This window comes from Mycobacterium sp. E1715 (genome assembly GCF_001667625.1).
Classification (GTDB): domain Bacteria; phylum Actinomycetota; class Actinomycetes; order Mycobacteriales; family Mycobacteriaceae; genus Mycobacterium.
Window position 1 is genome coordinate 1 of record NZ_LZJJ01000136.1, and the last position, 26,408, is coordinate 26,408.

Genomic DNA, 26,408 nt, shown 5'->3' on the forward strand with positions numbered 1-26,408 from the left:
GCCCCTTCGCGCTGAGCTGCCCCCAGACGCCCTTGCCTTGGTGAGTGGACGCGACGGCGATCATCGTCAGCCACGCGGCCCGCAGGCTGGCGCCGCCCGCCACGGTGAGTCGCGTGGGATAGATGATCGACGTCCCCACCAAGAACGGTTGCTGAGGATCGGAGGCGTCCTCGGCAACGAGGATGTCATCGACGCTGACGCGTCGTTTCCACGCCTCGACGCCGCGTGGGTCGACCGGATCACCGAAAGTGCGAGCCTGGTTCGCATACACGGCGGCGAGGTCGTCTTCGGTTGGATGCCTCATGCTGATGGCGTCGTCCGTCGAGGTCATCACGCATCCAATCCGCTTATCGCCCAGCCGAACAGTCGCTCCGCACAGCGAATGACGCAGTGCGGTCTCCCGTTTGACTCCGATACCCGAGTGATCGATTACCAAACATGGCCGCCCGTCCCGGTGAAGGTGGGTCAGTGCGTCCGGTTCGGGTATAGGGATACGCCGGGGGACTTCGAGCTGAAAGGACCGAAGATGCTGCAGGCGATCACCAGAGTTGCCATCGCCGCGCCGCGCCGCATCATCGGGCTCGCCTTCCTGGTCCTCGTTGCGGCGGCCGTCTTCGGTCTTCCGGTGATCAACAACCTGTCGGGGGGCGGCTTTCAGGACCCGACCTCGGAATCCGCGCGGGCCACCGAGGTACTGCGGGACAAGTTCAACCAGACCGACCAGCAGATGATCATCGTCGTCACCGCCCCGGACGGAGCCCAGAGCTATCAGGCGCGCGACGTCGGAACCGACATCGCCAACCGCTTGAAGACATCACCATGGGTGCTGAACGTGTCGTCGGCGTGGACGGCCCCGCCGCAGGCCGCCGCCCAACTGGTCAGCAAGGACCAGAAGTCCGGGATGATCGTGGCCGGCCTGAAGGGCGGCGAGAACGACGCCCAGAAGTACGCCAGCCGGCTCACCGACCAATTGGTGCACGACCGCGACGGCGTCACGGTGCGCGCCGGCGGCATGGCCGTGGCGTACGCCCAGATCAACGACCAGAACGAGCGTGACCTGCTGTTGATGGAGTCCATCGCGATCCCGCTGAGCTTCGCGGTGCTGGTCTGGGTGCTCGGTGGCGTGGTGGCGGCGGCACTGCCCATCGTGCTGGGCACCCTCGCCATCGTCTGCACCATGTCGGTGTTGCGGCTGATCACCTTCGCCACCGACGTGTCGACGTACGCGCTGGACCTGAGCATCGCGATGGGACTCGCCCTGGCGATCGACTACAACCTGCTGATCATCAGTCGTTTCCGCGAGGAGCTGGCGCGCAGCGGCGACCGGGAGCGGGCACTGCGCAGGACCATGTCCACCGCGGGTCGCACGGTGCTGTTCTCCGCCACCACGGTCGGGTTGTCGATGGCTGTGATGGCGGTCTTCCCGATGTACTTCCTGAAATCGTCGGCCTACACCATCGTGGCCACCGCGGCCATCGTCGCGATCGCGGCGGTCGTCGTCACCCCCGCGGCGATCGCGCTGCTGGGTCCCCGGCTGGACTCCCTCGACGGCCGCCGGGTGCTGCATCGCATCCTGCACGGGCAGCGGTCGTTCCGTGATCACGCGCACAAGCCGCTCGAGGAGCAGTTCTGGTACCGGTCGACCCGATACGTGTTGCGCCACGCCCTGCCGGTCGGTCTCAGCGTCGTCGCGTTGCTGCTCCTGCTCGGCGTCCCGTTCCTGGGCGTGAAGTGGGGCTTTCCCGACGAGCGGGTGCTGCCCCGGTCCGCGTCGGCGCGCCAAGTCGCCGACATGCTGGACGACGACTTCGCCAACGGATTCGGCAACGGCGTCACCGTCGTCGTCCCCGACGCCCGCGGCGTGGGGGCCGCCGACCTGAACCGCTACGCCGCCGCGCTGTCGCGCGTGTCCGACGTCTCCTCGGTCACCGCCCCGACCGGGACATTCGTCGCCGGCAACCGGATGGGACCGCCCGCGACGGCCGCCGGCGCTGCCAACGGCGGCGCCTTCTTGACCGTGGCCAGCAGCGCGCCCCTCTACTCGCAGGCGTCGAACGCGCAGCTCGACCAGCTGCACAAGGTCCCCGGACCGGCGGGACGGTCGACGGAGATGACCGGGCTGGCGCAGATCAACCGCGACAGCGTCGGCGCGATCACCAAGCGGTTACCCCTGGTGTTCGGGTTGATCGCCGTCATCACCTTCGCGCTGCTGTTCCTGCTGACCGGCAGCGCGGTGCTGCCGCTGCAAGCGTTGGCGTGCAACCTGCTGTCGCTGACGGCCGCATTCGGGGCCATGGTGTGGATCTTCCAGGACGGCAACCTCGGCGCGCTGGGCACCACGCCCAACGGCACGTTGAACGCCAACATCCCGGTGCTGTTGTTCTGCATCGCCTTCGGCCTGGCCATGGATTACGAGGTGTTCCTGGTATCCCGGATCCACGAATACTGGCAGGCGTCGCAAGCCATCCAGGAAACGCCGCCCACTTCGGCCGAGGCGCGCGCCGCCACCGACGAGAGCACGGCCCTGGGCATCGCCGGCATCGGCCGGGTGGTGACCACCGCGGCGGTGGTGATGTCGATTTCCTTCGCCGCGTTGATCCCCGCGCACGTGTCGTTCATGCGCATGCTCGGCGTCGGCCTGACCCTGGCCGTCCTCGCCGACGCCACCCTGGTGCGGATGGTCCTGGTGCCCGCGTTCATCCACCTGCTCGGCCGATGGACGTGGTGGGCCCCCAAACCGTTGGAGGTGCTGCGGCAACGGTCCGATACGGGTGAAGACGCGGCCGCCGCGGTGGGGCGGCGGCGCTGGGCCGCTGACGCGGCCGAGCCGGAGCGCCCGTCGATCCGGAGGTGGCCCACCAAAGCCGCGACGTATCGTCACTAGCCCACTCTTGGCTCGCGCGGGTAGAGGCCGCCGCGACAGGGTCGGCCAACCGGCCTGAGCGCACCTTCCGGCCGGCCCTGCGTGACACCTGATCACGGACCTGTCAAGGTCGGCGTGCTTGTGCACAAAACGCATTACAATGCATGCACTGTTTCTGGTCAGCGGTGACCAACTACATCGGATTTCGTGGAAGGTCACTCGATGACGCCTTTGCGCAGACGACGATCGTGGCTGGCCGCCGCGATCGCTTCGGTTGCTGTGTTCGGCGTCGCCTGCGGGGGCAGCCATACCGCTGCCCCGGCGAAAGTGATCTTCGACAAGGGCACCCCATTCGCGGACCTGCTCGTCCCGAAGCTGACCTCCTCGGTGACCGACGGGGCCGTCGGTGTCACCGTCGACGCCCCTGTGACCGTCAGCGTGGCCGACGGTGTTCTCGCGTCGGTGACCATGGTCAACGAGAACGGCAAATCCATCAGCGGGCAGCTCAGCCCCGACGGGCTGCGCTGGTCGACCACCGAGCAACTCGGCTACAACAGGCGCTACACCCTGAGCGTGAAAGCGCTGGGCATGGGGGGCGCGGCGAATCGGCAGATGACCTTCCAGACCAGTTCGCCCGCCCACCTGACGATGCCCTACGTCGCCCCGGGCGACGGCGAGGTGGTGGGCATCGGTGAGCCGGTGGCGATCCGGTTCGACGAGAACATCGCGGACCGCGCCGCCGCGCAGAAGGCGATCAAGATCACCACAAACCCGCCCGTCGAGGGCGCCTTCTACTGGCTCAACAATCGCGAAGTACGTTGGCGCCCAGAGCATTTCTGGAAATCCGGGACGGCCATCGATGTGGCGGTCAACACTTACGGCGTCGACCTGGGTGACGGAATGTTCGGCGAGGACAACGTCAAGACCCACTTCACCATTGGCGACGAGGTCATTTCGACCGCCGACGACACCACCAAGACGGTGACCGTGCGCGTCAACGGTGAGGTGGTCAAGACGATGCCGACGTCGATGGGCAAGGACAGCACGCCGACGGACAACGGCTTCTACATCATCGGCGGCCGGTTCAAGCACATCATCATGGACTCGTCGACCTACGGTGTTCCGGTCAACTCGCCCAACGGATATCGCACCGAAGTGGACTGGGCCACCCAGATGTCCTATAGCGGCGTCTTCGTGCATTCCGCGCCCTGGTCGGTCGGCGCCCAGGGGCACACCAACACCAGCCACGGGTGCCTGAACGTGAGCCCCAGCAACGCCGAGTGGTTCTATGACCACAGCAAGACCGGCGACATTGTCGAGGTCATCAACACTGTGGGGCCGACGCTGCCCGGCACCGAGGGGTTGGGCGACTGGAACATTCCCTGGCCGCAGTGGAAAGCGGGCAACGCCAACACCTGACGTGCGGTTCAGTCGACCTTGTGCCAGGCCGCACAGTTTCTGGTCATGAACGCGCGGTCGGTGGGCAGGATCTGCACCACCTGCGGGCCGTCGTTGACGTTGTTGTCGATGATGTCATTGGTGTCCAGGCTGCGCAGACGCGCCCAATAGCACCCGTATTTCCCGGCGCTGCGATAGGTGCCCGGTGCGATGTCGCTGCCGACGATGAACGTGCCGTCCGACTCGATGGTCGTCTTCGGTCCCGGCGGGGGCGGCGGCACGGCGGTCACGGTCACCGTCTTGGTCGCTGCCGGCACCGTCGACGTGACGGTGGTCGCCGTGTGGTTCGACCCCCCGCAGCCCGCGAGCAGGACAGCGCAACCCATAATGGCCGCGTTCAGGGGGAGCAATTGGCGGTTCGGCGGCACGGCGCGCTGTCCCTCCCGTTCAGGGTGCAATCGCGTGCCGGGGGCCGCAACGACCCGGCGGTCAGGAAGCAACACGGGCCTCCGGCCGATTGGGGTGGCTGACGGGGCTCGAACCCGCGACATCCAGGATCACAACCTGGTGCTCTACCAGCTGAACTACAGCCACCATCGCCGCCGGCGGCCTCGAGGCCTTCGAGCGGCGACGTCGATACTAGCCGGTCGGTGGCTCGGTGGCCGAATCGATTTCGTTCGGGGTGCCGCCGTCGCCCTCCAGTTCGGCGACTACGGCCTCGATCTCGCTGGTAGAAGGTCCCGGCGGGGAGACGAACGCCGTCCGGCGGTAGAACCGCAACTCGCGGATCGATTCGTGAATGTCGGCCAGCGCGCGGTGCGCGAGCCCCTTGACCGGCTGGCCGAAATAGATCCGCGGATACCAGCGCCGGCAGAGCTCCTTGATCGAGCTCACGTCGATCATCCGGTAATGCAGGAACGAATCCAGCGCGGGCATGTCGCGGGCGATGAACGCACGGTCGGTGGCGATGGAATTGCCCGCCAACGGCGCCGTCTTGGGTTGCTTGACATGCTTGCCGACGTAGTCGAGCACCATCGCCTCGGCGGTAGCCAGGTCGACGGTCGACGCCCGCACCTCGTCGATCAGCCCTGAACGCGTGTGCATTTCGGTGACCACGTCGATCATCGACGACAACGCTTCGTCGTCGGCGTGGATAACCACGTCGACGCCGTCGCCCAGGATGTTCAAATCGGCGTCGGTGACCAGGGCCGCGATTTCGATCAACTTGTCGGAGCCGAGGTCCAGCCCCGTCATCTCGCAGTCGATCCACACCAACTCGTCTCGCACAGCGCTCAGACTAGGCTCCCGCGCCGCCCGCGCCGGCCATCGCCCCTAATTGCGCCGGAGAAGTAGTGTGAGCGTTGCCGGACCACCTGCCGAAGCACTGGGAACGGGGGCACCACGATGAGCACCGAATCCGCGGAAACACCCGCGCGCCGGATGGCCAACGGGTACGCCGTCGACGGGCAGGCACTCGAATTGGGCACGGTCGTCGTCGACGGCGCCGTCGACCCGACGGCGCAGATTCGCATCCCCCTGGCCACGATCAACCGGCACGGCCTGGTGGCCGGTGCGACCGGAACGGGGAAGACCAAGACACTTCAGCTGATCGCCGAACAACTCAGTGCGGCGGGCGTTGCGGTGATGATGGCCGACGTCAAGGGCGACCTGTCGGGTCTGGCCCGGCCGGGGGAGGCCAACGACAAGACCGCCGCGCGCGCCAAAGACACGGGCGACGACTGGGCGGCGACCGGCTTCCCGGTGGAGTTCTTGTCGCTGGGCACCGGGGGACTGGGCGTGCCGGTCCGCGCGACGGTTGCCAGCTTCGGTCCGGTTCTGCTGTCGAAAGTGTTGGGGCTCAACGCCACTCAAGAGTCGACGCTGGGGCTGATCTTTCACTGGGCCCAGCAGGCGAACCGTCGGCTGGTCACCCTGGGTGATCTGCGTGGCGTGATCAGCCACCTGGCGAGCGACGAGGGCAAGGCCGACCTGAAAGACCTGGGCGGCGTTTCACCGACGACGGCGGGCGTCATCCTGCGGGCGCTGGTCAACCTCGCCGGCGAGGGCGGCGACACGTTTTTCGGCGAGCCGAAGCTCGATCCTCAGGACTTGCTGCGCGTCGACGACCAGGGTCACGGCATCATCTCGCTGCTCGAGTTCAGCGGTCAGTCGCTACGCCCGGTCATCTTCTCCACGTTTCTGATGTGGGTGCTCGCCGACTTGTTCGCGGTGCTGCCCGAGGTCGGCGACATCGACAAGCCCAAGCTGGTCTTCTTTTTCGACGAGGCGCACCTGTTGTTCGCCGACGCCTCCAAGGCGTTCCTCGAGCAGGTCGAGCAGACCGTCAAGCTGATCCGCTCCAAGGGCGTCGGGGTGTTCTTCTGCACGCAACTGCCCACCGACCTGCCCAACGATGTGCTCTCCCAGCTCGGCGCCCGGATCCAGCACGCGCTGCGGGCGTTCACCCCCGACGATCAACAGGCGCTGAGCAAGACCGTGCGGACGTATCCGAAAACCGATGTCTACGACCTGGAATCGGCGCTGACGTCGCTGGGTATCGGGGAGGCCGTGGTCACGGTGCTGTCCGAGAAGGGCGCGCCCACGCCCGTCGCGTGGACCCGCATGCGCGTGCCGCGGTCGCTGATGGCGTCGATTGGAAACGACGCGATAGCGGCAACGGCGAAAAGCAGTGCGCTGCAGCAGAAATACGGTCAGACGATCGAGCAACCGGCGCAGCCCCAGGCCGGTGCGCCGGATCCTCAGGCCCAGCCGCCGCAGGCCCAGTCCGACTACCCGCCCGTCCCGGCGAACGAGCCGCCGCCGCCGATGCCACAGCCGGCGGAGCCGAAAGGCCCCGCCATGTGGGAGGAGGTGCTGAGTAACCCGACGGTGAAAAGCGGCATCAACACGGCGATACGCGAGATCACCAAGAACATCTTCGGCACCGGCCGCCGCCGCCGGAAGTAGGGGCTAGCTGCCGCCCAGCTTCTTGTAGAAGCTGCCGACGATGGGCGCGACGATAGCGCGCGGGGCGTACCCGCTGGCCACCGACATCGCCTTCGACGTCAGGCCCGGAACCACCCGCATCTTGTTGCGCGCCAAGGCATCCAGCGACACCTGGGCGGTGTGTTCGGTGGAGATCCACAGGAATTCCGGCACCAGCCGCTCGACCAGCGACCGTTCGGCGTCGTCGGGCAGGTCGGTGCGCACGGGTCCGGGAGCCAGCAGCGTGACGTGCACGCCCGAGTGGCGCAGTTCGCCGCGCAGCGACTCGCTGAAGGTGTTCGCGAACGCCTTGCTGGCCGCGTAGGTGGCGTTGTAGGGAATCGGCGAATTGCCCGCTGCCGAACCGGAAATCAGGATCCCGCCGGCCCTGCGCTCGACCATGCCGGGCAGCACCGCCAACGTCAGGTCGTGCACGCCCAGCACATTCAGCTGCAGCTGGGCCTTCTCGCCATTGGGATTCAACGTCGCCACCGGGCCGAAGGTCGCGGTGCCGGCATTGGCGCACAGGATCGAAATGGGCCGGGCGGCCAGTTCTTCGCACAATTTCGCCCGTTCGCCAGGATCGGCGAGGTCGGCGGGGCGCACGTCGACGGTGACGCGGTACTTGTCGCTCAGGCGAGCGGCCAGTTCGTTGAGCAGGTCTTCGCGTCGCGCGGTGACGATCAGGCTGTGTCCGCGCGCGGCCAGTTCGGTGGCCAGCGCCTCGCCGATGTTCTGCGAGGCTCCGGTCACAACGGCACGCGCGTCTGGGCTGGGCGCGGGGATCGGCATGAGCCAATCGTAGACAGCGAGCGCGGCGAAGTCGGGCGCGGCGGGTCGGCTGCCGAACACATTGCAGCGATCGCGAGCGCGGCGAAGCCGGGCGCGGCGGGTCGGCTGCCAAACACATTGCAGCGATCGCGAGCGCGGCGAAGCCGGGCGCGGCGGGTCGGCTGCCAAACACATAGGCTGCCGGGCATGGGCCAGCCGTCGTCGCGTTCACTCACGCCGGTGCCGTCCCGGGTGGTGGCGTGGGCGCTATGGGATTGCGGCTCCACCGGCCTGAACGCGATCGTGGCAACCTTCGTCTTCTCGGTGTATCTGACCACCAGCGTGGGGGTGGGCATCTCCGGCGCCACCACGCCGGCAAGCTGGTTGGGGCGCGCCGCCGCCATCGCCGGGTTGACGGTCGCGCTGCTGGCGCCGGCCGTCGGCGTGTGGGTGGAGTCCCCACATCGCCGGCGGGTGGCCTTGAGCGTGTTGACCGCGTTGGCCGTCGCGCTGACGTGCGCGATGTTCTTCATCCACGACCGCCCCGGCTACCTGTGGGCCGGGCTGGTGCTGATGGGGGCTACGGCGGCCTGCAGCGACCTGGCCAGCGTCCCGTATAACGCCATGCTGCGCCAACTTTCGACGCCGCAGACCGCCGGCCGGATTTCGGGTCTGGGCTGGGCGGCGGGTTACGTCGGCAGCGTCCTGCTGTTGCTCGTGGTCTACAGCGGATTCATCTCCGGGCGGGGCTCCGGGCCGGATGCGACGCGTGGGTTCTTGCGGGTGCCCATTCACGACGGCCTTTACGTCCGCGAGGCGATGTTGGTCGCGGCGGCCTGGCTGGCGATCTTTGCCTTGCCGTTGTTGTTCGTCGCGCATCGGCTTCCCGACTCGGGCGAGATCTACGAGCCGACGAGCATGCTCGGTGGTTATCGCAAGCTGTGGAGCGAGGTCTCCGCGGAGTGGCGGCGAGACCGCAATCTGGTCTACTTCCTATTCGCCAGCGCGCTTTTCCGAGACGGGCTGGCGGCGATCTTCGCGTTCGGCGCCGTGCTCGGCGTCAACGTGTACGGCATCTCGCAGGGTGACGTGCTGGTGTTCGGTGTGGTGGCCAGCGTGGTGGCGGCGGTAGGGGCGGTCCTGGGCGGGTTCGTCGATCACCGGGCCGGGTCGAAACCGGTCATCGTGACTTCGCTGGCCGCGATCGTCGTCTTAGGGCTCACCCTGATGCTGCTGTCCGGTTCGGTGGCGTTTTGGATCTGTGGGCTCCTGCTGTGCATGTTCATCGGGCCGTCGCAGTCGTCCTCGCGTGCCCTGCTGCTGCAGATGGCCAAACACGGCAGGGAAGGCGTCGCCTTCGGCCTGTACACGATGACCGGGCGGGCGGTCGCGTTCGTCGCGCCGTGGCTGTTCTCGGTCTTCGTGGACGTATTCGGCGCCGTGCGCGCCGGGCTGGGCGGCATCTCACTGGTACTGCTCGCCGGTCTGCTGGCCATGCTGGCGGTCCGGGTTCCGGCCCGCGGCGCCCTCGCGGCCGAACCGTCGTCGGGCGGTTAGCTCCTCGAGTCGCAGATCGTCAGGCCCACGCCGACGCGCTTGCTCATCTGGACACCGTCGACGGTGACCGAGCACGTGACGTTGTGGCCGATGTTGACGACCGTGACGTTGGCCGGGTGCACCGCCGCCTTGGACAGGCTGACCTCTTTGGTCCACGGCAGCGCGACGTTGAATTCGGTTTGGATCAGGTCGCCGGTGTCGATGTACATGATGCTGATCGCCCGGCCCTCGCCGGCCACGCTGTAGACGATGTCCTGCATCGCGGCCGGGCCGGTGGACTCGGTGGGCGTCGGGGAGCCGCCGGTGGGCGGCACCGGCGCCGGAATGCGCGGCGTCGACGTGCGGGTCGACGGGCTCGGCAGCGTCGGAGTCGTCTCCGGCATGGCGGGCAGCGGCGGGACGGCGGTCTGAGTCTTGATCGCGTCGTTCACCAGCACCAGGGCAATGACCAGGGCGACCACCAGCAGCACGGCGGCGCCGGCGACGATCCACAGCCACCGCGGCGGAGGTTTCGGGCCATCCGGCGGCGGGGGAGCCGACCCCGGGTGTTGTCCCGACGGAGGCAGCTCGTGCTGCCAGTACGCCGGCAACTCTCTGGTGGTGTTGGTCTCGTTCATGTTGGGTGCCCACGGCGGAGCCTGCCCGCCATAGGTGGGCGCGTAGGGCGCCTGATCGGCGTACGCGGGGTCGGCGGGCGGATACCACTGGCCCTGCGGTCCCGACCCCGGCAGAGAGGGGCTGAACCGGTCGGTGGGACGTGAATCGTTCATGTCCACCTCATGGATTGCAGAGTACCTGCGCCGGGCGCACGAACGGCGAATCACCTCACAGCGGTGACTCAGGGGCACTGGTTCCCGGCGGCCAGCGCGGCGACGGTCATCGCCCGCATCACGGCGCGCGACCGCGCGGTGCGGGCCGACTTTCCGCGCGACATGTCGGGGGATTTCATGCTGTGTGGCGTCGAATTCAGGAGGCCGAAGACCGCGTGGGCCGCCAGCCGGGCGTCGGCCTCGGCTAGGTCGGGGTCCAGCTCGCGCAGCACCCCGACCCACACCTCGACGTATTGGCGTTGCGCTTTGCGCACCTGTTTCTCGGCCGCTTCGGGCAGGTGCGCGAGGTCGCGGTCCTGGATGCGGATCAGGTCGGGCTCGCCGAACGCGAAGTCCAGGTGGAAGTCGATCAGCCCGTCCAGCGCCGTCGCCGCGTCGGAGCTGCGAGCCCGCACGCCGCGAGCGCCCGCGAGCAGGCGGGCGCTGATGCCCACCAGCAGCTCCACCAGCAGCGACTCCTTGTTGGGGAAGTGCCGGTAGATGGCGGGGCCGCTGACACCGGCGGCGGCCCCGATGTCTTCCAGCCGCACCGCGAGGAAGCCGCGCTCGGCGAACAGGCGCTCGGCGGCCGCCAGCAGCTGGAGACGCCGGTCGGATTTCAACTGGCTGCGTCGATTTGGGACATCCGGCGCGCCGGGTTGGCCGTCCGAGGTGGACGTTGTCATGACGAACCCCCGTCCGGTTGGTTAATCGTCACTAACTTAGCACGAGTCTTCGACCGGTTAACCTGCCCTAATGGACGGCGACGGCCCGGTCTTGCCGTCCCTGGACCGGGGGGATCGACGATGGTATTCTCACCCTGAGTTAATGGAGATTAACTCAAAAAACCCCGCCCGACGGCAAGGAGGCTGCTGCGGCGATGGACAAGGTGGTGGCAACGGCCGCCGAGGCGGTTGCCGACATAACCGACGGGTCGTCTTTGGCGGTCGGGGGCTTCGGGTTCTGCGGCATCCCCGAGGCGTTGATCGCCGCGCTGGTCGAGACCGGCGTCCGCGACCTGGAGACGGTGTCCAACAACTGCGGCGGTTACGGCGTCGGACTGGAAGCGCTGTTGCACCACAAGCGAATTCGCCGGGCCGTCGCCTCGTATTTCGGTGACAACAGGGAATTCGCCCGCCAGTTCCTCGCCGGTGAGCTGGAGGTGGAGCTCACCCCGCAGGGCACGCTCGCGGAGCGGTTGCGCGCCGGTGGCGCCGGCATCCCCGCGTTCTACACGCCCGCGGGCGTCGGCACCCCCGTCGCCGACGGCGGCCTGCCGTGGCGCTACGACGCTTCCGGCGGGGTGGCGGTGATGTCGCCGCCCAAGGAAACGCGCGAGTTCGACGGCGTGACCTACGTTCTCGAGCGGGCGATCCGCACCGACTTCGCGCTGGTGCACGCCTGGAAGGGCGACCGGCACGGCAATCTCGTCTACCGGGCGGCCGCGGCGAACTTCAACCCCGACTGCGCCACGGCCGGCAGGATCACCATCGCGGAGGTCGAGCATCTGGTCGAGCCGGGCGAGATCGACCCCGCCGCGGTGCACACGCCCGGCGTCTTCGTGCATCGGGTGGTGCATGTGCCGGACCCGGCCAAGCCGATCGAGAAGGTGACGGTGCGCCCGTGAGCTGGAGCAAGCAGGGCCTGGCCGCACGGGTGGCCGCCGAATTCGAGGATGGCCAATACGTCAACCTCGGCATCGGGATGCCCACGCTGGTGCCCAACCACATTCCGGCCGGTGTCACCGTCGTCGTACATTCGGAAAACGGAATCCTGGGCGTGGGCCCGTATCCGGAGCCCGAGGACGTCGACGCGGATCTGATCAACGCGGGTAAGGAGACGATCACCACGATGCCGGGTGCGGCGTTCTTCGGTTCCTCCGCCTCGTTCGGCATCATTCGCGGCGGACACCTCGACGTCGCCGTGCTGGGGGCCATGCAGGTCTCGGCCACCGGCGACCTCGCCAACTGGATGATTCCCGGAAAGCTGGTCAAGGGCATGGGCGGCGCCATGGACCTCGTCCACGGCGCCCGGAAGGTGATCGCGATGATGGAGCACACGGCCCGCGACGGCAGCCCGAAAGTCGTTGAGCGGTGCACCCTTCCGTTGACGGGTGCGGGTTGTGTCAACCGCATCATCACTGACTTGGCCGTCATCGACGTATGCGATGACGGTTTGCACCTGGTCGAGACCGCCCCCGGCGTTTCGGTCGACGAGGTGCTCGACAAGACCGAACCGCCGCTTGTGCTGGCGAGGACCGGGAGGCATTCGTGAGTTCAGCAGTGATGACCGCGCCATCGTTCGCCGACGAGCATCGCCGGCTGGTAGCCGAGTTGAACGCCAAGCTGGCGGCCGCCGCGCTGGGCGGCAACGAACGCGCCCGCGAACGTCACGTCAGCCGCGGCAAGCTACTGCCGCGCGAACGGGTGGATCGACTGCTCGACCCCGGCAGCCCGTTCCTGGAGTTGGCCCCGCTGGCGGCCAACGGCATGTACGACGACGAATCCCCCGGCGCCGGAATCATCACCGGGATCGGCCGGGTGTCGGGGCGCGAGTGCGTGATCGTCGCCAACGACGCCACGGTCAAGGGCGGCACCTACTACCCGATGACCGTCAAAAAGCACCTGCGCGCACAGGAAGTCGCCCTGCAGAATCGCCTGCCGTGCATCTACCTGGTGGACTCCGGGGGCGCCTTCCTGCCCCGCCAGGACGAGGTGTTCCCCGACCGCGAGCATTTCGGCCGGATCTTCTACAACCAAGCGACCATGAGCGCCGAGGAGATTCCCCAAGTGGCCGCGGTCCTCGGATCGTGCACGGCGGGCGGCGCCTACGTGCCTGCCATGAGCGACGAGGCCGTCATCGTGCGCGAGCAGGGGACGATCTTCCTCGGCGGTCCGCCCCTGGTGAAGGCCGCCACGGGCGAGGTCGTATCGGCCGAGGAACTCGGCGGCGGCGACCTGCACTCGCGGGTCTCCGGTGTCACCGACCACCTCGCCGACGACGACGAGCACGCGCTGCGCATCGTGCGGGCCATCGCCGCGACCTTCGGCCCCCGTGAACCCGGCCAGTGGGAGGTCCGGCCCGTGGTCGAGCCCAAGCATCCGCAGAGCGAGCTCTACGACGTGGTGCCGCCCGATCCGCGGGTGCCCTATGACGTGCACGAGGTGGTCGTTCGGCTGGTCGACGGCGGCGAATTCAGCGAGTTCAAGGCCAATTACGGCAAGACGCTGATGACCGCGTTCGCCCGCATCCACGGACACCCGGTCGGGATCATCGCCAACAACGGCGTCCTGTTCAGCGAATCCGCTTTGAAGGGCGCCCATTTCATCGAGCTGTGCGACAAGCGCAAGATCCCCCTGTTGTTCCTGCAGAACATCGCCGGTTTCATGGTCGGCCGCGACTACGAGGCCGGCGGCATCGCCAAGCACGGCGCCAAGATGGTGACCGCCGTGGCGTGCGCCCGGGTGCCCAAACTGACCGTCGTGATCGGCGGATCCTATGGCGCGGGCAACTATTCGATGTGCGGTCGGGCGTACTCGCCGCGCTTCCTGTGGATGTGGCCCAACGCCCGCATCTCGGTCATGGGCGGCGAGCAGGCGGCATCGGTGCTGGCGACGGTGCGCGGCGAGCAGCTCGCCGCGGCCGGTAAACCGTGGCCGCCCGACGAGGAGGAGGCGTTCAAGGCGCCCATCCGCGCGCAATACGAGGACCAGGGCAACCCGTACTATTCGACCGCCCGCCTGTGGGACGACGGCATCATCGATCCCGCCGACACCAGAACCGTTGTCGGGCTGGCCCTTTCGGTATGCGCCCACGCCCCGCTAGATCCGGTCTCCTACGGCGTCTTCCGGATGTGATGACCATGTTCGAGACCGTATTGGTGGCCAACCGCGGCGAGATCGCGGTCCGTGTCATGCGCACCCTGCGCCGGCTGGGTATCCGATCGGTCGCGGTGTACAGCGACCCCGACGCCAACGCCCGCCATGTGCTCGAGGCCGACACGGCCGTTCGTCTGGGGCCCGCCGCCGCGCGGGAGAGCTACCTCGACATCGGGAAGGTGCTCGACGCGGCGGCGCGCACCGGCGCCCAGGCGATCCATCCCGGCTACGGATTCCTCTCCGAAAACGCCGAATTCGCCGCCGCCTGCGAGCGGGCCGGCGTGGTGTTCCTCGGCCCGCCGGCGCGGGCCATCCAGGTGATGGGCGACAAGATCACCGCCAAGAACGCGGTAGCCGCCTTCGACGTGCCGGTCGTTCCCGGCGTGGCCAAGCCCGGACTGAGCGACGACGAGTTGGTGGCGGCCGCCGAAGATGTCGGCTATCCGGTCTTGATCAAGCCCTCGGCGGGCGGCGGCGGCAAGGGCATGCGCCTGGTGGACGACCCGAGCCGGCTGCGCGACGCGCTGGTGGGCGCGCGACGGGAGGCCGCCGCGTCGTTCGGTGACGACACCCTGTTTCTGGAGCGATTCGTACTGCGCCCCAGGCATATCGAAGTGCAGGTGCTCGCCGACACGCACGGCAACGTGGTGCACCTGGGCGAGCGCGAGTGCAGCCTGCAGCGGCGCCACCAGAAGGTGATCGAGGAGGCGCCGTCGCCCCTGCTCGACCCGCAGACACGCGCGCGTATCGGGGCGGCGGCCTGCAACACCGCCCGCAGCGTCGATTACGTCGGCGCGGGCACGGTGGAGTTCATCGTCTCCGCCGACCGGCCGGACGAGTTCTTCTTCATGGAGATGAACACCCGCCTGCAGGTGGAACACCCGGTCACCGAGGCGGTTACCGGCCTGGACCTGGTGGAGTGGCAGCTGCGGGTGGCCGCGGGCGAGAAGCTGGGGTTCGCGCAGGACGACATCGAACTGCGGGGCCACGCGATCGAGGCCCGGGTGTACGCCGAGGATCCCGCCCGGGGATTCCTCCCCACCGGCGGCCAGGTGCTGCAGGTATCCGAACCGTCCGGCGCCGGCGTGCGGGTGGACTCGTCGCTGCTGGCGGGCACGGTGGTCGGCAGCGATTACGACCCGATGCTGAGCAAGGTGATCGCCTACGGCGAGGACCGCGACGAGGCGCTCGCGAAACTCGACGCGGCGCTGGCAAAGACCGCAATCCTGGGCGTGCAGACCAACATCGAATTCCTTCGGTTCCTGCTCGCCGACGAGCGGGTGCGCGCCGGCGACCTCGACACGGCGCTGCTGGACGAGCGGGTAGCGGACTTCGCGCCGCGGCCCGCCCCCGACGACGTGCTCGCCGCCGGGGGGCTTTATCGCCAGTGGGCGCTGGACCGTCGCGCCGCGGGCAACCTCTGGGCCGCGCCGACCGGATGGCGGGTCGGGGGTGCACCCGCTCCCGTGCGGACCGAGATGCAGACGCCGCTGCGCAGCGACACCGTGTCGGTTTGGGGGCCACCCACCGACGCCCGGGTGCAGGTCGGTGCGGGCGAGATCCATTCCGCCACCGCGCAAGTCGACGAGGACCGCATGGGCGTCACGCTGGACGGGGTGCGCCGTGAATATCGCTGGGCGGAGGCCGACCGACACCTGTGGATCGCCGACGAACGCGGAGCGTGGCACCTGCGCGAGGCCGAGGAACACAAGATCCACCGCGCGGCCGGTGCGCAGCAGGCCGAGATCCTCAGCCCGATGCCGGGCAGCGTGATCGCGGTGCAAGCCGCCTCGGGTGCCGAGGTGTCCGAGGGCGACGTCGTGGTGGTCGTTGAGGCGATGAAGATGGAACACTCGCTCTCCGCGCCGGTTTCGGGACGAGTGGAGCTCCTGGTGTCCGTCGGCGATCAAGTCACCGTCGACCAGGTACTGGCCCGGCTGGTGCCCGAAGAGCCCGAAGCAGCAGCCGATTCGAGTAAGGACGAAACATGACGACATCCATTGCCGCGGGAACGCTTCCCAAGGAATACGAGGATCTGCGCGACACAGTGGCCGAGTTCGCGCGCACCGTGGTCGCGCCCGTCTCGGCCAAACACGATGAGGAGCACAGCTTCCCCTACGAAGTCGTCGCCAAGATGGGCGAGATGGGGTTGTTCGGCCTGCCGTTCCCCGAGGAGTACGGCGGCATGGGGGGCGACTACTTCGCCTTGTCGCTGGCGCTCGAGGAACTCGGCAAGGTCGACCAATCGGTGGCGATCACCTTGGAGGCCGGCGTCAGCCTCGGCGCGATGCCGATCTACCGCTTCGGCTCAGAAGAGCAGAAGAGCAAGTGGCTGCCGGACTTGACGGCCGGCCGGGCGCTGGCCGCGTTCGGGCTCACCGAGCCGGGTGCCGGTTCCGATGCGGGCGCCACCCGGACCACGGCGCGCCTCGATGACGGGGAGTGGGTGATCAACGGCTCCAAGCAGTTCATCACCAACTCCGGCACCGACATCACGAAACTGGTCACCGTCACCGCGGTCACGGGTACGATCGGTGACGGCAAGAAAGAGATCTCGACGATCATCGTGCCCAATGGCACATCGGGATTCACCGTCGAACCGGTTTACAGCAAGGTTGGCTGGAACGCCTCGGACACCCATCCGCTGAGCTTCGCTGATGCCCGCGTCCCGGAGGAGAACCTGCTCGGTCCCCGCGGCACCGGCTACGCCAACTTCCTGTCCATCCTGGACGAGGGCCGCATCGCGATCGCCGCGCTGGCAACCGGCGCCGCCCAGGGTTGCGTCGACGAGAGCGTCAAGTATGCCAAGGAGCGCCAGTCGTTCGGGCAGCCGATCGGCTCCTATCAGGCGATCAGCTTCAAGATCGCCCGGATGGAAGCGCGCGCGCATGTCGCCCGCACTGCTTACTACGACGCGGCGGCAAAGATGTTGGCGGGCAAGCCCTTCAAGAAGGAGGCGGCCATCGCGAAGATGATCGCGTCGGAAGCGGCCATGGATAACGCCCGAGACGCGACCCAGATTCACGGCGGATACGGCTTCATGAATGAGTACCCGGTGGCGCGGCACTACCGCGACAGCAAGATCCTCGAGATTGGCGAGGGTACCACCGAGGTTCAGTTGATGCTCATCGCGCGATCGCTGGGGCTGTCGTGAGCGACAAGTCAATCCTCCAGCGCGGACTGTGGTTCGAGGAATTCGAGATCGGCACGACGTACCTGCACCGGCCCGGCCGCACCATCACCGAGGCCGACAACGTCTTGTTCACCACGCTGACGATGAACACCCAGTCGTTGCACCTGGACGCGGCGTGGGCCGCCGAGCAGCCGGGCTTCCGGGGCGAGCGGTTGGTGAATTCGATGTTCACGCTGTCCACGCTGGTCGGGTTGTCGGTGTCGCAGCTGACGCTGGGCACCATCGTCGCCAACCTGGGCTTTTCCGAGGTGTCATTCCCCAAACCGATCTTCCACGGCGACACGCTGTACGCCGAGACCGCATGTACCGGCAAGCGCGAGTCGAAGAGCCGGCCAGGGGAAGGGATCGTCACGCTCGAGCACACGGGGCGCAACCAGCACGGTGACGTCGTGGCGCGGGCGATGCGGACGACGCTGGTTCAGAAGCGGCCGGACGGGGAGGAGTCCCGATGAACCTGCAAGCCGCCGGTCCGGGCTGGCTGTTCTGCCCGGCGGACCGTCCCGAGCGATTCGCCAAGGCGGCGGCCGCGGCCGACGTGGTGATCCTCGACCTGGAGGACGGCGTGGCCGAGGCGGACAAGCCCGCCGCGCGCAAGGCGCTGCGCGAGACCCCGCTGGATCCCGAGCGCACCGTGGTGCGGATCAACGCGGCCGGCACCGAGGAGCACGGCCTCGACCTGGACGCCCTGGCCGAGACGCCCTACACGACCGTGATGCTGTCCAAGACGGAATCGGCCGCGCAGGTTTCGGCGCTTTCGCCGCGCGACGTCATCGCGCTGATCGAGACGCCCCGCGGTGCGGTCTTCAGCACCGAGATCGCCGCCGCGGAGGGGACCGTCGCCATGATGTGGGGTGCAGAGGACCTCGTCGCGGCCCTGGGTGGCAGTTCCAGCCGCCTGGCCGACGGCACCTACCGCGACTTTGCCCGCCACGTCCGGTCGACGGTCCTGCTGGCGGCGTCCACCTTCGGCCGGGCCGCCCTGGATGCGGTGCATCTGGACATCCACGACGTCGAGGGCTTGCGGGCCGAAGCCGCCGACGCCGTCGCCGTGGGTTTCCACGGAACCGTCTGCATCCACCCGACTCAGATCCCGGTCGTGCGCGACGCCTACCGTCCCAGCGAGGAGAAACTCGACTGGGCGCGAAGAGTATTGGATGCGGCGCGCACCGAGCGCGGCGTTTTCGCGTTCGAGGGCCAGATGGTGGACTCGCCGGTGCTCAAGCACGCGGAAATGCTCGTGCGCAGGGCGGGGCAGTCCGCCGCCGGCTGAAACCGCGAAAGCAGTGTCACCGGCGATATTCGGAAGTCGTCTGATGGCTGGAGCCTGCGACTAACCCGCCACCTGGCCGTGGTGCCGCTGGGCGCGCGACACGTTCGCGATCACCGCGGTCTGTTCTCATTCGAGCGCATAATGGTGGGTACGCCAGTGTCGCGGCGAGCGAAGCCTTTCGGGTAGCTGGCGATCGGCTTCGGCTCGCGGTAGGTCCCGGCTGAGCTTTTGCTGTGGCCCTGCGGCACCGAGGTAGGGAGACGGTATGGCGATGGTGCCCCAATTGCCGATGACCGTCGATCTCGAGCCCGTGCAACTCGTCGCCGCCGACGGCACACCGACCCGAGAACCCCGGTACGGCCGCGACCTTCCGGCCGAGACGTTGTGCTGGCTCTACGAAATGATGGTGGTCACGCGCGAGCTGGACACCGAATTCGTCAACCTCAAGCGCCAGGGGGAGCTGGCGCTGTTCGCGTCCTGCCGCGGTCAGGAGGCCGCCCAGGTGGGCGCGACGGCGTGTCTGCGCAAGACGGACTGGCTGTTTCCCCAATACCGGGAGCTCGGCGCGTACCTGGTGCGCGGCATCCCGCCCGCTCACGTGGGCGCGGTTTGGCGCGGAACCTGGCATGGCGGACTGGAATTCACCAAGAAGTGCTGCGCCCCGACGTCGATCCCGATCGGCACCCAGACCTTGCACGCCGTCGGCGCCGCGATGGCCGCGCAGCGTCTCGGCGAGGATTCGGTGACGGTGGCCTTCCTCGGTGACGGCGCCACCAGCGTCGGGGACGTGCACGAGGCGCTGAACTTCGCCGCCGTGTTCGCGACGCCGTCGGTGTTCTTCGTGCAGAACAACCAGTGGGCGATCTCGATGCCCGTCCACAAACAGACCGCGGCACCGTCCATCGCGCACAAGGCAATCGGCTACGGCATGCCGGGAATCCGGGTGGACGGCAACGACGTGCTGGCCTGCTACGCGGTGATGGCCGAGGCGGCCGCCCGCGCCCGGACCGGCGGTGGGCCGGCCCTGATCGAGGCGGTCACCTACCGGCTCGGACCGCACACCACTTCCGACGATCCCAGCCGCTACCGGACGCAGGACGAGGTGGACCGATGGGCCGCACTCGACCCGATCCCGCGTTATCGCACCTACCTTCAGCACGAGGGCCTGTGGTCGATCCGCTTGGAAGACCGAGTCGCCGCCCGCGCGAAACGGATGCGCGCGGAACTGCGGGACGCGGTCTTCGGCGCACCCGATTTCGACATCGACGAGGTGTTCACCACGGTGTACGCCGAGATGACGCCCGGGTTGGAGTCGCAACGCCGACAGTTGCGAACCGAACTGGGGAGACGCGAATGACGCAGCTCGCGGACCGTCCGGCCAGCTCCGACGAAACCCTCGCCGCCCCAGCGCGCGGCGTCGCGCAGTCGCTGACCATGGTGCAGGCGCTCAACCGTGCGTTGCACGACGCGATGGCCGCCGACGATCGGGTGCTGGTGTTCGGTGAGGACGTCTCGGTCGAGGGGGGAGTGTTCCGCGTCACCGAAGGGCTGGCCGAAATCTTCGGCGAGAAACGGTGTTTCGACACGCCGCTGGCGGAATCGGCCATCATCGGGATCGCGGTGGGGCTGGCGCTCCGCGGCTTCGTGCCGGTGCCGGAGATTCAGTTCGACGGCTTCTCCTACCCCGCCTTCGATCAGGTGGTCAGCCACCTGGCGAAGTACCGCACCCGCACCCGCGGCGAGATCAACATGCCGGTGACCGTGCGGATCCCATCCTTCGGCGGAATCGGTGCGGCCGAACATCATTCGGACTCCACGGAGTCGTATTGGGCCCACACCGCCGGCCTGAAGGTGGTGGTTCCCTCCAGCCCGTCGGACGCCTACTGGCTGCTTCGCCACGCGATCGCCTGCCCGGACCCGGTGATGTACCTCGAGCCGAAGCGGCGCTATCAGGTGCGCGGCACGGTCGACACCGAGCGGCCCGAACCGGCCATCGGCCGCGCGATGGTGCGCCGGCCCGGCTCCGATGTCACCGTCGTGACCTACGGCAGCCTGGTCAGCACCGCGGTCGGCGCCGCGGAAGAGGCCCAGCGCCAACGCGGTTGGAGCCTGGAGGTCATCGACCTGCGGTCACTCGTTCCCCTGGACTTCGACACCGTCGCGGGGTCGATTCGCCGGACGGGGCGTTGCGTGGTGATGCACGAGGGCCCGCGCAGCCTCGGGTATGGCGCCGGATTGGCCGCCAGGATTCAAGAGGACATGTTCTACGAGCTCGAGGCGCCGGTGTTGCGCGCCTGCGGGTTTGACACTCCGTACCCACCGGCCCGACTGGAGCGGCTGTGGCTGCCCGGACCCGACCGGCTGCTGGACTGCGTCGAGCGTGCGCTGGAAATGCCATGAGCGCCGAGATCAGGGAATTCCGGGTTCCCGACCTCGGCGAGGGATTACAGGAAGTGACGGTGACGCGCTGGAACGTCGTCGCGGGCGACGATGTCGAACTCAACCAGGTGTTGTGCTCGGTGGAGACCGCCAAGGCCGAGGTCGAGCTGCCCAGCCCCTACGCCGGGCGAATCGTCGAAACGCACGGTGCCGAAGGCGATGTGCTCGACGTGGGGGCGGTGCTCGTTCGCATCGACACCACACCGCTCAACAACGACACCCCCCCGACGGCAGGGGCGCTGCCGACACTCGTCGGTTACGGGGCGGACGACGGCATCGACGCCAGCCGACGGACCGGCCGCCCGCTCGCCGCCCCGCCGGCGCGCAAACTGGCCAAGGAACTGATGGTCGACCTGCGCTCGCTGCAGCGCGATCCCGACAGCATCATCACCCGGGCGGACGTGCTGGCGGCGGCCGACCAAAACGGGGGCGACGTTCGGCCGGTTCGCGGCGTGCAGGCCAGAATGGCCGAGAAGATGACGTTGTCGCACAAGGAGATCCCCGCGGCCAAAGTCAGCGTCGCGGTCGACTGCACCGAACTCATGCGGCTGTCGAACCGAACGCCGGCGGACCAGAAGATCACGCCGTTCGTTCTGACGATGCGGTTGCTGCTGATTGCGCTGCGGCACAACGAGATTGTCAACTCGACATGGGTCGACTCGCCCGACGGCCCGCAGATTCGGGTCCACCGGCGGGTGCACCTGGGATTCGCAGTGGCCACCCCGCGCGGCCTGCTGGTCCCGGTGATCACCGACGCGCACGACAAGACCACCCGCGAACTGGCAACTCGGGCAGCCGAGTTGATCGGCGGCGCGCGGGCGGGCACGCTGACGCCGGGGGAGTTACGCGGCTCCACATTCACCGTCACCAACTTCGGGGCGCTCGGCGCCGACGACGGCGTGCCGGTGATCAACCACCCAGAAGCGGCGATCCTGGGGATGGGCGCGATCAAACCGCGCCCCGTCGCCGTCGATGATCGGGTCGTGGTGCGCCAGACGATGACACTGACGTGCGTCTTCGATCACCGCGTCGCCGACGGCGCACAGGCGGCCCGGTTCGTCACCGAGCTGCGGGATCTGGTCGAGTCACCGATGACCGCGCTGCTCGACCTCTGAAGGCTCAGGAGTGCGGCGGTACGGGGCACCAGAACAGGCCGCAGTTGAAGCTGGGCGCGTGCGAAGGCGGCGGGGGCGGGTAGTGCGGCGGGTTGTCGGTGTCCCAGCATTGATTCCAGTACTTGTTCTCGCCCCATGCCGGGTTCCACGGCTGGTTCGGGCACCAGTACACCTGCGGTGCGGGAGCCGGCTGCGCCTGGGCGATCCCTTCGGCCAGAGCTGATCCGGCCGACGCGAGGCCGCTGACCAGCAAGGCCCCGGCGGCAATTCGGGTAAGGGTGCGGTTGATCTCCACTTGCATGTCCTTCGCTAGGGCGCCGGGTCTGCCGGCCTCTTCGTAGCAAAGCACACTTTGGTCGGGTCGCTACCGATCCCAACCTGCGAACCTGCGACGGTGCTACCGGCGTTGCGCCGCGGCCAGTCGTTGAGCGAATTCCGGCGATTGGATGGAGTACGCCTGCGGGCCGAGCTCCGTGCGCATGGCGAAGACGTGCTGCTCGTAATCCAGCGATCCCGGGCTGATGGTCGCGCGCATCGTGGCCTTCGTCGCCAGCACCACCTCGCGCGGGGCGGCCGCGGGCCCGGCGGCCAACTCCATGGCCGCGGCAACCGGATCGTCGGCGACGGCGAGCGCCAAGCCGTGGCGCACCGCGGACTCGGCGTCGAAACGCATGCCGAACAGCAAGGCCGCGCGTGCGACCTGGGGGCCCACCGCCCGCTGCAGCATCCAGGTCGCGCCGCCGCCGGGGTGCAATCCCAGCTGCTGGAATCGCGCGTCGAACAGGGCCGCCGGGCCCGCGATGCGCACATCGGCGGCCAATGCGAGGTTCAGACCCGCGCCGACGGCCGCGCCGTTGACGGCGGCGATGGTGGGCAGCCGGCAGCCACCGATGGCCATGAAGCCGTCGTAGAGCTGCTGCAGGCCGGTCTCGGCCTTATCGCCGCCCGCGGCGCCGAGCGCGCTGAGGTCCGCGCCCGCGCAGAAGGCCTTGCCGGCGCCGGTGATCACCACCGCGTGCACCTCAGGATCGGCCTCGGCCTGTTCGACGGCGGTGCGGAGGCGCGCCGACATCTCGGCGGTCACCGCGTTACGCCGGTCGGGGTCGTTGACGGTGATCAGCGCGACGCGATTGTCGACGGTGGACAAGACGGGCTCGGATCGGGCCATCGGCACCTCCGCGGCTTGGGGTTTGACGGGTCCGGGCACATGCGGATGCTGCGACTCCGGGCACGGTAAGGGTACTGCGCCGCCTGCGCAGGCATGGTCGTCGGTGCGCCCCTTTGCTGCGCTCGAGTCAATTAACGAAATCGTATTGCGTCTGCCCGCCGGTGATTTGCTTAACCGGGAGGACGCGAGTGCCATTGCGGCCCGGTCGAGTTTTCGAAGAATGGTTGCGCGACGCGATTGCGTTTTCGTTCGGCGGTGGGTGTTCTATCCCGCGTGTTTGATTACATGGCGATAATTAAGTGGCTTAATGGTGAAACTGCCTCGCCGCCGGATCCCTCGCCGGCGGCCTCACCCAGCCTCAGGCCGTGCCAACTTCTTGGCCAGCTGATCGAGCGCCGCTTGGCGACGTCGCACCGCGCATACACGTTGGTCCCGCAGCGTCCCCTGCATCACCGCCTTTGGCAGCGTATCGTGCCGCAGCCTGGTGTTCGCGTAGTGGATTGCGGCATCGATCATTTCGATGTAACGCTCCGCCTCGTCGACGGCACACGTCCCCTCGATGCGCTGCACCTCGTCCCAGCACGGGTACGACGAGTACCTGGCATCGAGCCGTTGCTGTGATACCTGCAGACCGAAGTAACGGCGCCAGTCTCGGCTCAGCCACCCCCGCGTCTTGACCTCAACTTTGATCCTGTTGCCAAGGCCGGCTACGAACTTTGGTTCGCCAACTCGCACCACCGGTTGCCAGTCGTCCGACGTCACATCGACCACCCCTCGAATAGAGACGCCCTAAGTCATGATCCCCCTGCAGGCGTCATCTGCTCGCACGACACGCCAATTGTTATTCCTTAGCCGTCCAATTGGCAAACTCTGGGCGACGACGGCGCGGCGGCACTTGTTAAGAGCCATTTACGCCGCTGTGTATTCCGGCGGGGCGACCGGGCGCGTGGGGCCGTCAAGGAGCTTTTGAGAATCTGCCAAGGCCTACCGCCGATGCTGATGCCGGGCCGCACAGAAGGCCCAACCCATCCAAGGCATCGACGGCAGGAGCGCCCCATGCGAACCGTGGCGGAGAAGAACACGGACAAGCAAATCGGTTACATCCGCCTGGGGATTGTCTCTGCCGTGATCGCCGCCCTGATCGGGCTCGGTCTGGCTCTCATCGCCGCGAACAAGCCTGCGGCGGGTCACCCGTGTTCCATGCGGAATGTGACCTCCAAGGACGCCAGCGGCCACATGGTGTCGTGCGACCGCGCGACCGCCAGTAAGCGTGACCTCGTCTGGCAGCTCGCACCGGCGTCGTAGCGGTGGCCAGCGGTTGCACACGGCCCGTGTGATGGACGACGCTGGGGTGGGCCGGTCCGGTGCACGCTGACGAGGGGATGCGCGATGGCGAAGGTTCTGTTCGTGGTGACCGGCGCGAGCTACTGGACACTCAAGGACGGCACGCGGCATCCGACCGGCTATTGGGCCGAGGAATTCGCGGCCCCGTACCGCGAGCTCACCGGCGCCGGTCACCAGGTCGTGGTGGCCACACCGAAAGGCGTTGTCCCACACGTGGATGTGATGAGCCTGCGTCCGTCGATGGCCGGCAGCGAAGAGATCGCGCTAGAGCTGGAGGAGATCTTGCGATCGGCTGAGGAGTTGCGCCGCCCCATCGAGCTGGCCAGCGCCCGGGTCGACGATTACGACGCCGTCTACTACCCGGGCGGGCACGGCCCGATGGAGGACCTGTGGCAGGACGCCGACTCGGGCCGGCTGCTGATCGCGGCGCTCGCTTCCGGCAAGCCGCTGGCCATCGTCTGCCACGCGCCGGTTGCCATGATGGCTACCCGGCGAAACGGGGTTTCACCGTTCGCCGGCTACAAGGTCACGGCCTTCACCAACGACGAAGAGGACGGCGTCGGGCTGCTGGAAAAGGCGCGGTGGACGGCCGAGGACGAGCTGGTGAAGATGGGCGTCGACTTCTCGCGTGGCGAACGCTGGAAGCCCTACACGCTGAAGGACCGCAATCTGTTCACGGGCCAGAACCCCGCCTCCGCTGGGCCTTTGGCTAAGGAGTTCATGAAGGAACTCGGCTAGGGAGTGCCGGCGCCCCCGGCGTTCCACTTTCGCGCGGCCTAGCGCGGGTCCACACTTGGGGAATGACGGTATGTGATTGCAACGCCGACGCGCTGACCGCACCGCCCTCGCCCGGGGCGTCGATGTCGGCGCGGGTGGCGTGAGGGTGTCCGAACCGGAGCGGCGCGGCCCGCTGAGAGGCCTCTCGGACATCCGCGCGTTCTTCCACACAAACAAGGTCCCGCTGTTCTTCGTCTCGCCGACGCCGTTCAACCTGCTCGGCGTCGACCGCTGGATACGAAACTTCTTCTACCTGACCTACTTTGACTCGTTCGAGGGCACCCACTCGCGCGTGTTCGTGCCCCGGCGACGCGACCGGCGCGATTTCGATTCCATGGACGACGTCTGCAGCCACCTGCTGTCCGATCCCGAGACGCTCGAGTTCATCGCCGGCAAAGGTCCCGGCGGCAAGTGCTGCTTTGTGATGATGAACGAGGAGATCCAGGCCCTCGCCCGGTCGGCCGGCCTCGAAGTCATGCATCCGCCGATCGAGCTGCGCAATCGGCTGGGCTCCAAGATCGTGATGACGCGGCTGGCCGACGAGGCGGGGGTGCCCAGCGTGCCCAACACGATCGGGCGGGCCGGCTCCTACGACGAACTGTTGGCGCTCGCGGAAGGCTCCGGCTTGGGAGACGACCTGGTCATCTCGATCGCCTACGGCAACGCCGGCAGCGGGACGTTCTTCGTGCACGGTCAGCGCGACTGGGACCAGGATGCCGGCGACCTGGTCGGGCAGGACCTCAAGGTAATGAAGCGGATCCGCAACGTGGAGGTGTGCCTCGAGGGCGCCGTGACCCGCCACGGCACCGTGGTCGGACCCGCGATGACGAGCCTCGTCGGA

Annotated in this window: 25 protein-coding genes, 1 tRNA gene and 1 pseudogene; 17 read left to right on the forward strand and 10 right to left on the reverse strand. The window is 67.9% G+C overall.

All coding sequences use genetic code 11. The annotated features are described in order from the left end of the window. On the reverse strand, positions 1-331 hold a 331-nt coding region (locus tag A9X03_RS07450), incomplete at its 3' end, for a GNAT family N-acetyltransferase (protein ID WP_156737579.1). Positions 332-526: 195 nt separating this feature from the next. On the opposite strand from A9X03_RS07450, the gene A9X03_RS07455 reads away from it, so the two are divergent. Together A9X03_RS07455 and A9X03_RS07460 are read left to right on the forward strand one after the other, a co-directional pair. Further along, positions 527-2,884: an MMPL family transporter gene (locus A9X03_RS07455; RefSeq protein WP_067760602.1), complete on the forward strand. Its 2,358-nt coding sequence runs from the start codon at positions 527-529 to the stop codon at positions 2,882-2,884. A 201-nt stretch (positions 2,885-3,085) separates the two neighbouring features. Then, positions 3,086-4,282, forward strand: a complete 1,197-nt coding sequence (locus A9X03_RS07460; protein ID WP_082950092.1) for an Ig-like domain-containing protein — start codon at positions 3,086-3,088, stop codon at positions 4,280-4,282. An 8-nt stretch (positions 4,283-4,290) separates the two neighbouring features. Here the strand turns inward: A9X03_RS07460 and A9X03_RS07465 are convergent, their stop codons facing one another. From A9X03_RS07465 to orn, 3 genes are all read right to left on the reverse strand, one after another. After that, complete coding sequence (locus A9X03_RS07465; protein WP_067760604.1) at positions 4,291-4,647, reverse strand: hypothetical protein; 357 nt, start codon at positions 4,645-4,647, stop codon at positions 4,291-4,293. A gap of 132 nt (positions 4,648-4,779) precedes the next feature. Continuing rightward, positions 4,780-4,855 (reverse strand) — tRNA-His (locus tag A9X03_RS07470). Positions 4,856-4,900: 45 nt separating this feature from the next. Next, a complete protein-coding gene (gene orn / locus A9X03_RS07475; protein WP_067760557.1) occupies positions 4,901-5,548 on the reverse strand; it encodes an oligoribonuclease in 648 nt (215 codons plus the stop codon). A 117-nt stretch (positions 5,549-5,665) separates the two neighbouring features. On the opposite strand from orn, the gene A9X03_RS07480 reads away from it, so the two are divergent. Then, a complete protein-coding gene (locus A9X03_RS07480; RefSeq protein ID WP_068260384.1) occupies positions 5,666-7,228 on the forward strand; it encodes a helicase HerA-like domain-containing protein in 1,563 nt (520 codons plus the stop codon). A gap of 3 nt (positions 7,229-7,231) precedes the next feature. Here the strand turns inward: A9X03_RS07480 and cmrA are convergent, their stop codons facing one another. Then, positions 7,232-8,038: a mycolate reductase gene (gene cmrA, locus A9X03_RS07485; protein WP_067760606.1), complete on the reverse strand. Its 807-nt coding sequence runs from the start codon at positions 8,036-8,038 to the stop codon at positions 7,232-7,234. 186 nt (positions 8,039-8,224) lie between these two features. On the opposite strand from cmrA, the gene A9X03_RS07490 reads away from it, so the two are divergent. Continuing rightward, entirely contained in the window at positions 8,225-9,574 is a 1,350-nt protein-coding gene (locus A9X03_RS07490; RefSeq protein ID WP_068260387.1) for an MFS transporter, read from the forward strand. Here the strand turns inward: A9X03_RS07490 and A9X03_RS07495 are convergent. Both A9X03_RS07495 and A9X03_RS07500 read right to left on the reverse strand, forming a co-directional pair. Beyond that, entirely contained in the window at positions 9,571-10,350 is a 780-nt protein-coding gene (locus tag A9X03_RS07495; protein ID WP_082974444.1) for an MmpS family transport accessory protein, read from the reverse strand. The genes A9X03_RS07490 and A9X03_RS07495 overlap by 4 nt on opposite strands. Before the next feature lie 62 nt (positions 10,351-10,412). Then, complete coding sequence (locus tag A9X03_RS07500; RefSeq protein ID WP_082974445.1) at positions 10,413-11,069, reverse strand: TetR/AcrR family transcriptional regulator; 657 nt, start codon at positions 11,067-11,069, stop codon at positions 10,413-10,415. A 194-nt stretch (positions 11,070-11,263) separates the two neighbouring features. Between A9X03_RS07500 and A9X03_RS07505 the strand changes: the two genes are divergently transcribed. The 10 genes from A9X03_RS07505 to A9X03_RS07550 all read left to right on the forward strand — a co-directional run bounded on the left by A9X03_RS07505 (position 11,264) and on the right by A9X03_RS07550 (position 22,278). Further along, on the forward strand, positions 11,264-12,010 hold the full coding sequence (locus A9X03_RS07505; RefSeq protein ID WP_067760614.1) for a CoA transferase subunit A: 747 nt from the start codon (positions 11,264-11,266) through the stop codon (positions 12,008-12,010). Further along, positions 12,007-12,657: a CoA transferase subunit B gene (locus A9X03_RS07510; RefSeq protein ID WP_068015726.1), complete on the forward strand. Its 651-nt coding sequence runs from the start codon at positions 12,007-12,009 to the stop codon at positions 12,655-12,657. The genes A9X03_RS07505 and A9X03_RS07510 overlap by 4 nt, the downstream gene beginning before the upstream one ends. A gap of 11 nt (positions 12,658-12,668) precedes the next feature. Then, positions 12,669-14,240: a carboxyl transferase domain-containing protein gene (locus A9X03_RS07515; RefSeq protein WP_068260390.1), complete on the forward strand. Its 1,572-nt coding sequence runs from the start codon at positions 12,669-12,671 to the stop codon at positions 14,238-14,240. A gap of 5 nt (positions 14,241-14,245) precedes the next feature. Beyond that, positions 14,246-16,252 (forward strand): acetyl/propionyl/methylcrotonyl-CoA carboxylase subunit alpha, encoded by a 2,007-nt coding sequence (locus A9X03_RS07520; RefSeq protein ID WP_068260420.1) that lies wholly within the window; start codon positions 14,246-14,248, stop codon positions 16,250-16,252. Continuing rightward, positions 16,249-17,415: an acyl-CoA dehydrogenase family protein gene (locus tag A9X03_RS07525; protein WP_068260393.1), complete on the forward strand. Its 1,167-nt coding sequence runs from the start codon at positions 16,249-16,251 to the stop codon at positions 17,413-17,415. The genes A9X03_RS07520 and A9X03_RS07525 overlap by 4 nt, the downstream gene beginning before the upstream one ends. Beyond that, entirely contained in the window at positions 17,397-17,906 is a 510-nt protein-coding gene (locus A9X03_RS07530; protein ID WP_369831153.1) for a MaoC family dehydratase, read from the forward strand. Before A9X03_RS07525 ends, A9X03_RS07530 begins: the two co-directional genes overlap by 19 nt. Then, positions 17,903-18,724 carry a CoA ester lyase gene (locus A9X03_RS07535; protein ID WP_068260399.1) on the forward strand — a complete coding sequence of 274 codons (822 nt, stop codon included), beginning with the start codon at positions 17,903-17,905 and terminating at the stop codon, positions 18,722-18,724. The genes A9X03_RS07530 and A9X03_RS07535 overlap by 4 nt, the downstream gene beginning before the upstream one ends. Before the next feature lie 265 nt (positions 18,725-18,989). Beyond that, positions 18,990-20,081: a pyruvate dehydrogenase (acetyl-transferring) E1 component subunit alpha gene (gene pdhA / locus A9X03_RS07540; protein WP_068260402.1), complete on the forward strand. Its 1,092-nt coding sequence runs from the start codon at positions 18,990-18,992 to the stop codon at positions 20,079-20,081. Further along, positions 20,078-21,124 carry a 3-methyl-2-oxobutanoate dehydrogenase subunit beta gene (gene bkdB, locus A9X03_RS07545; RefSeq protein WP_068260405.1) on the forward strand — a complete coding sequence of 349 codons (1,047 nt, stop codon included), beginning with the start codon at positions 20,078-20,080 and terminating at the stop codon, positions 21,122-21,124. The genes pdhA and bkdB overlap by 4 nt, the downstream gene beginning before the upstream one ends. Further along, positions 21,121-22,278: a dihydrolipoamide acetyltransferase family protein gene (locus A9X03_RS07550; RefSeq protein ID WP_068260408.1), complete on the forward strand. Its 1,158-nt coding sequence runs from the start codon at positions 21,121-21,123 to the stop codon at positions 22,276-22,278. The genes bkdB and A9X03_RS07550 overlap by 4 nt, the downstream gene beginning before the upstream one ends. Before the next feature lie 4 nt (positions 22,279-22,282). Here A9X03_RS07550 and A9X03_RS07555 read toward each other — a convergent pair whose 3' ends face one another. From A9X03_RS07555 to A9X03_RS07565, 3 genes are all read right to left on the reverse strand, one after another. Continuing rightward, complete coding sequence (locus tag A9X03_RS07555) at positions 22,283-22,573, reverse strand: hypothetical protein (protein WP_156670261.1); 291 nt, start codon at positions 22,571-22,573, stop codon at positions 22,283-22,285. A 102-nt stretch (positions 22,574-22,675) separates the two neighbouring features. Further along, the gene (locus A9X03_RS07560) at positions 22,676-23,446 is read right to left on the reverse strand and encodes an enoyl-CoA hydratase (protein ID WP_068260423.1); all 771 of its coding nucleotides are present in this window, start codon (positions 23,444-23,446) and stop codon (positions 22,676-22,678) included. Positions 23,447-23,794: 348 nt separating this feature from the next. Further along, the gene (locus A9X03_RS07565) at positions 23,795-24,208 is read right to left on the reverse strand and encodes a hypothetical protein (RefSeq protein ID WP_068260426.1); all 414 of its coding nucleotides are present in this window, start codon (positions 24,206-24,208) and stop codon (positions 23,795-23,797) included. 294 nt (positions 24,209-24,502) lie between these two features. On the opposite strand from A9X03_RS07565, the gene A9X03_RS07570 reads away from it, so the two are divergent. The 3 genes and pseudogenes from A9X03_RS07570 to A9X03_RS07580 all read left to right on the forward strand — a co-directional run. After that, entirely contained in the window at positions 24,503-24,751 is a 249-nt protein-coding gene (locus A9X03_RS07570; protein WP_068260411.1) for a hypothetical protein, read from the forward strand. Positions 24,752-24,835: 84 nt separating this feature from the next. Then, complete coding sequence (locus tag A9X03_RS07575) at positions 24,836-25,528, forward strand: type 1 glutamine amidotransferase domain-containing protein (RefSeq protein WP_068260414.1); 693 nt, start codon at positions 24,836-24,838, stop codon at positions 25,526-25,528. Between the two features lie 139 nt (positions 25,529-25,667). Continuing rightward, positions 25,668-26,408: pseudogene (locus A9X03_RS07580) on the forward strand (hypothetical protein); the annotation flags it as partial.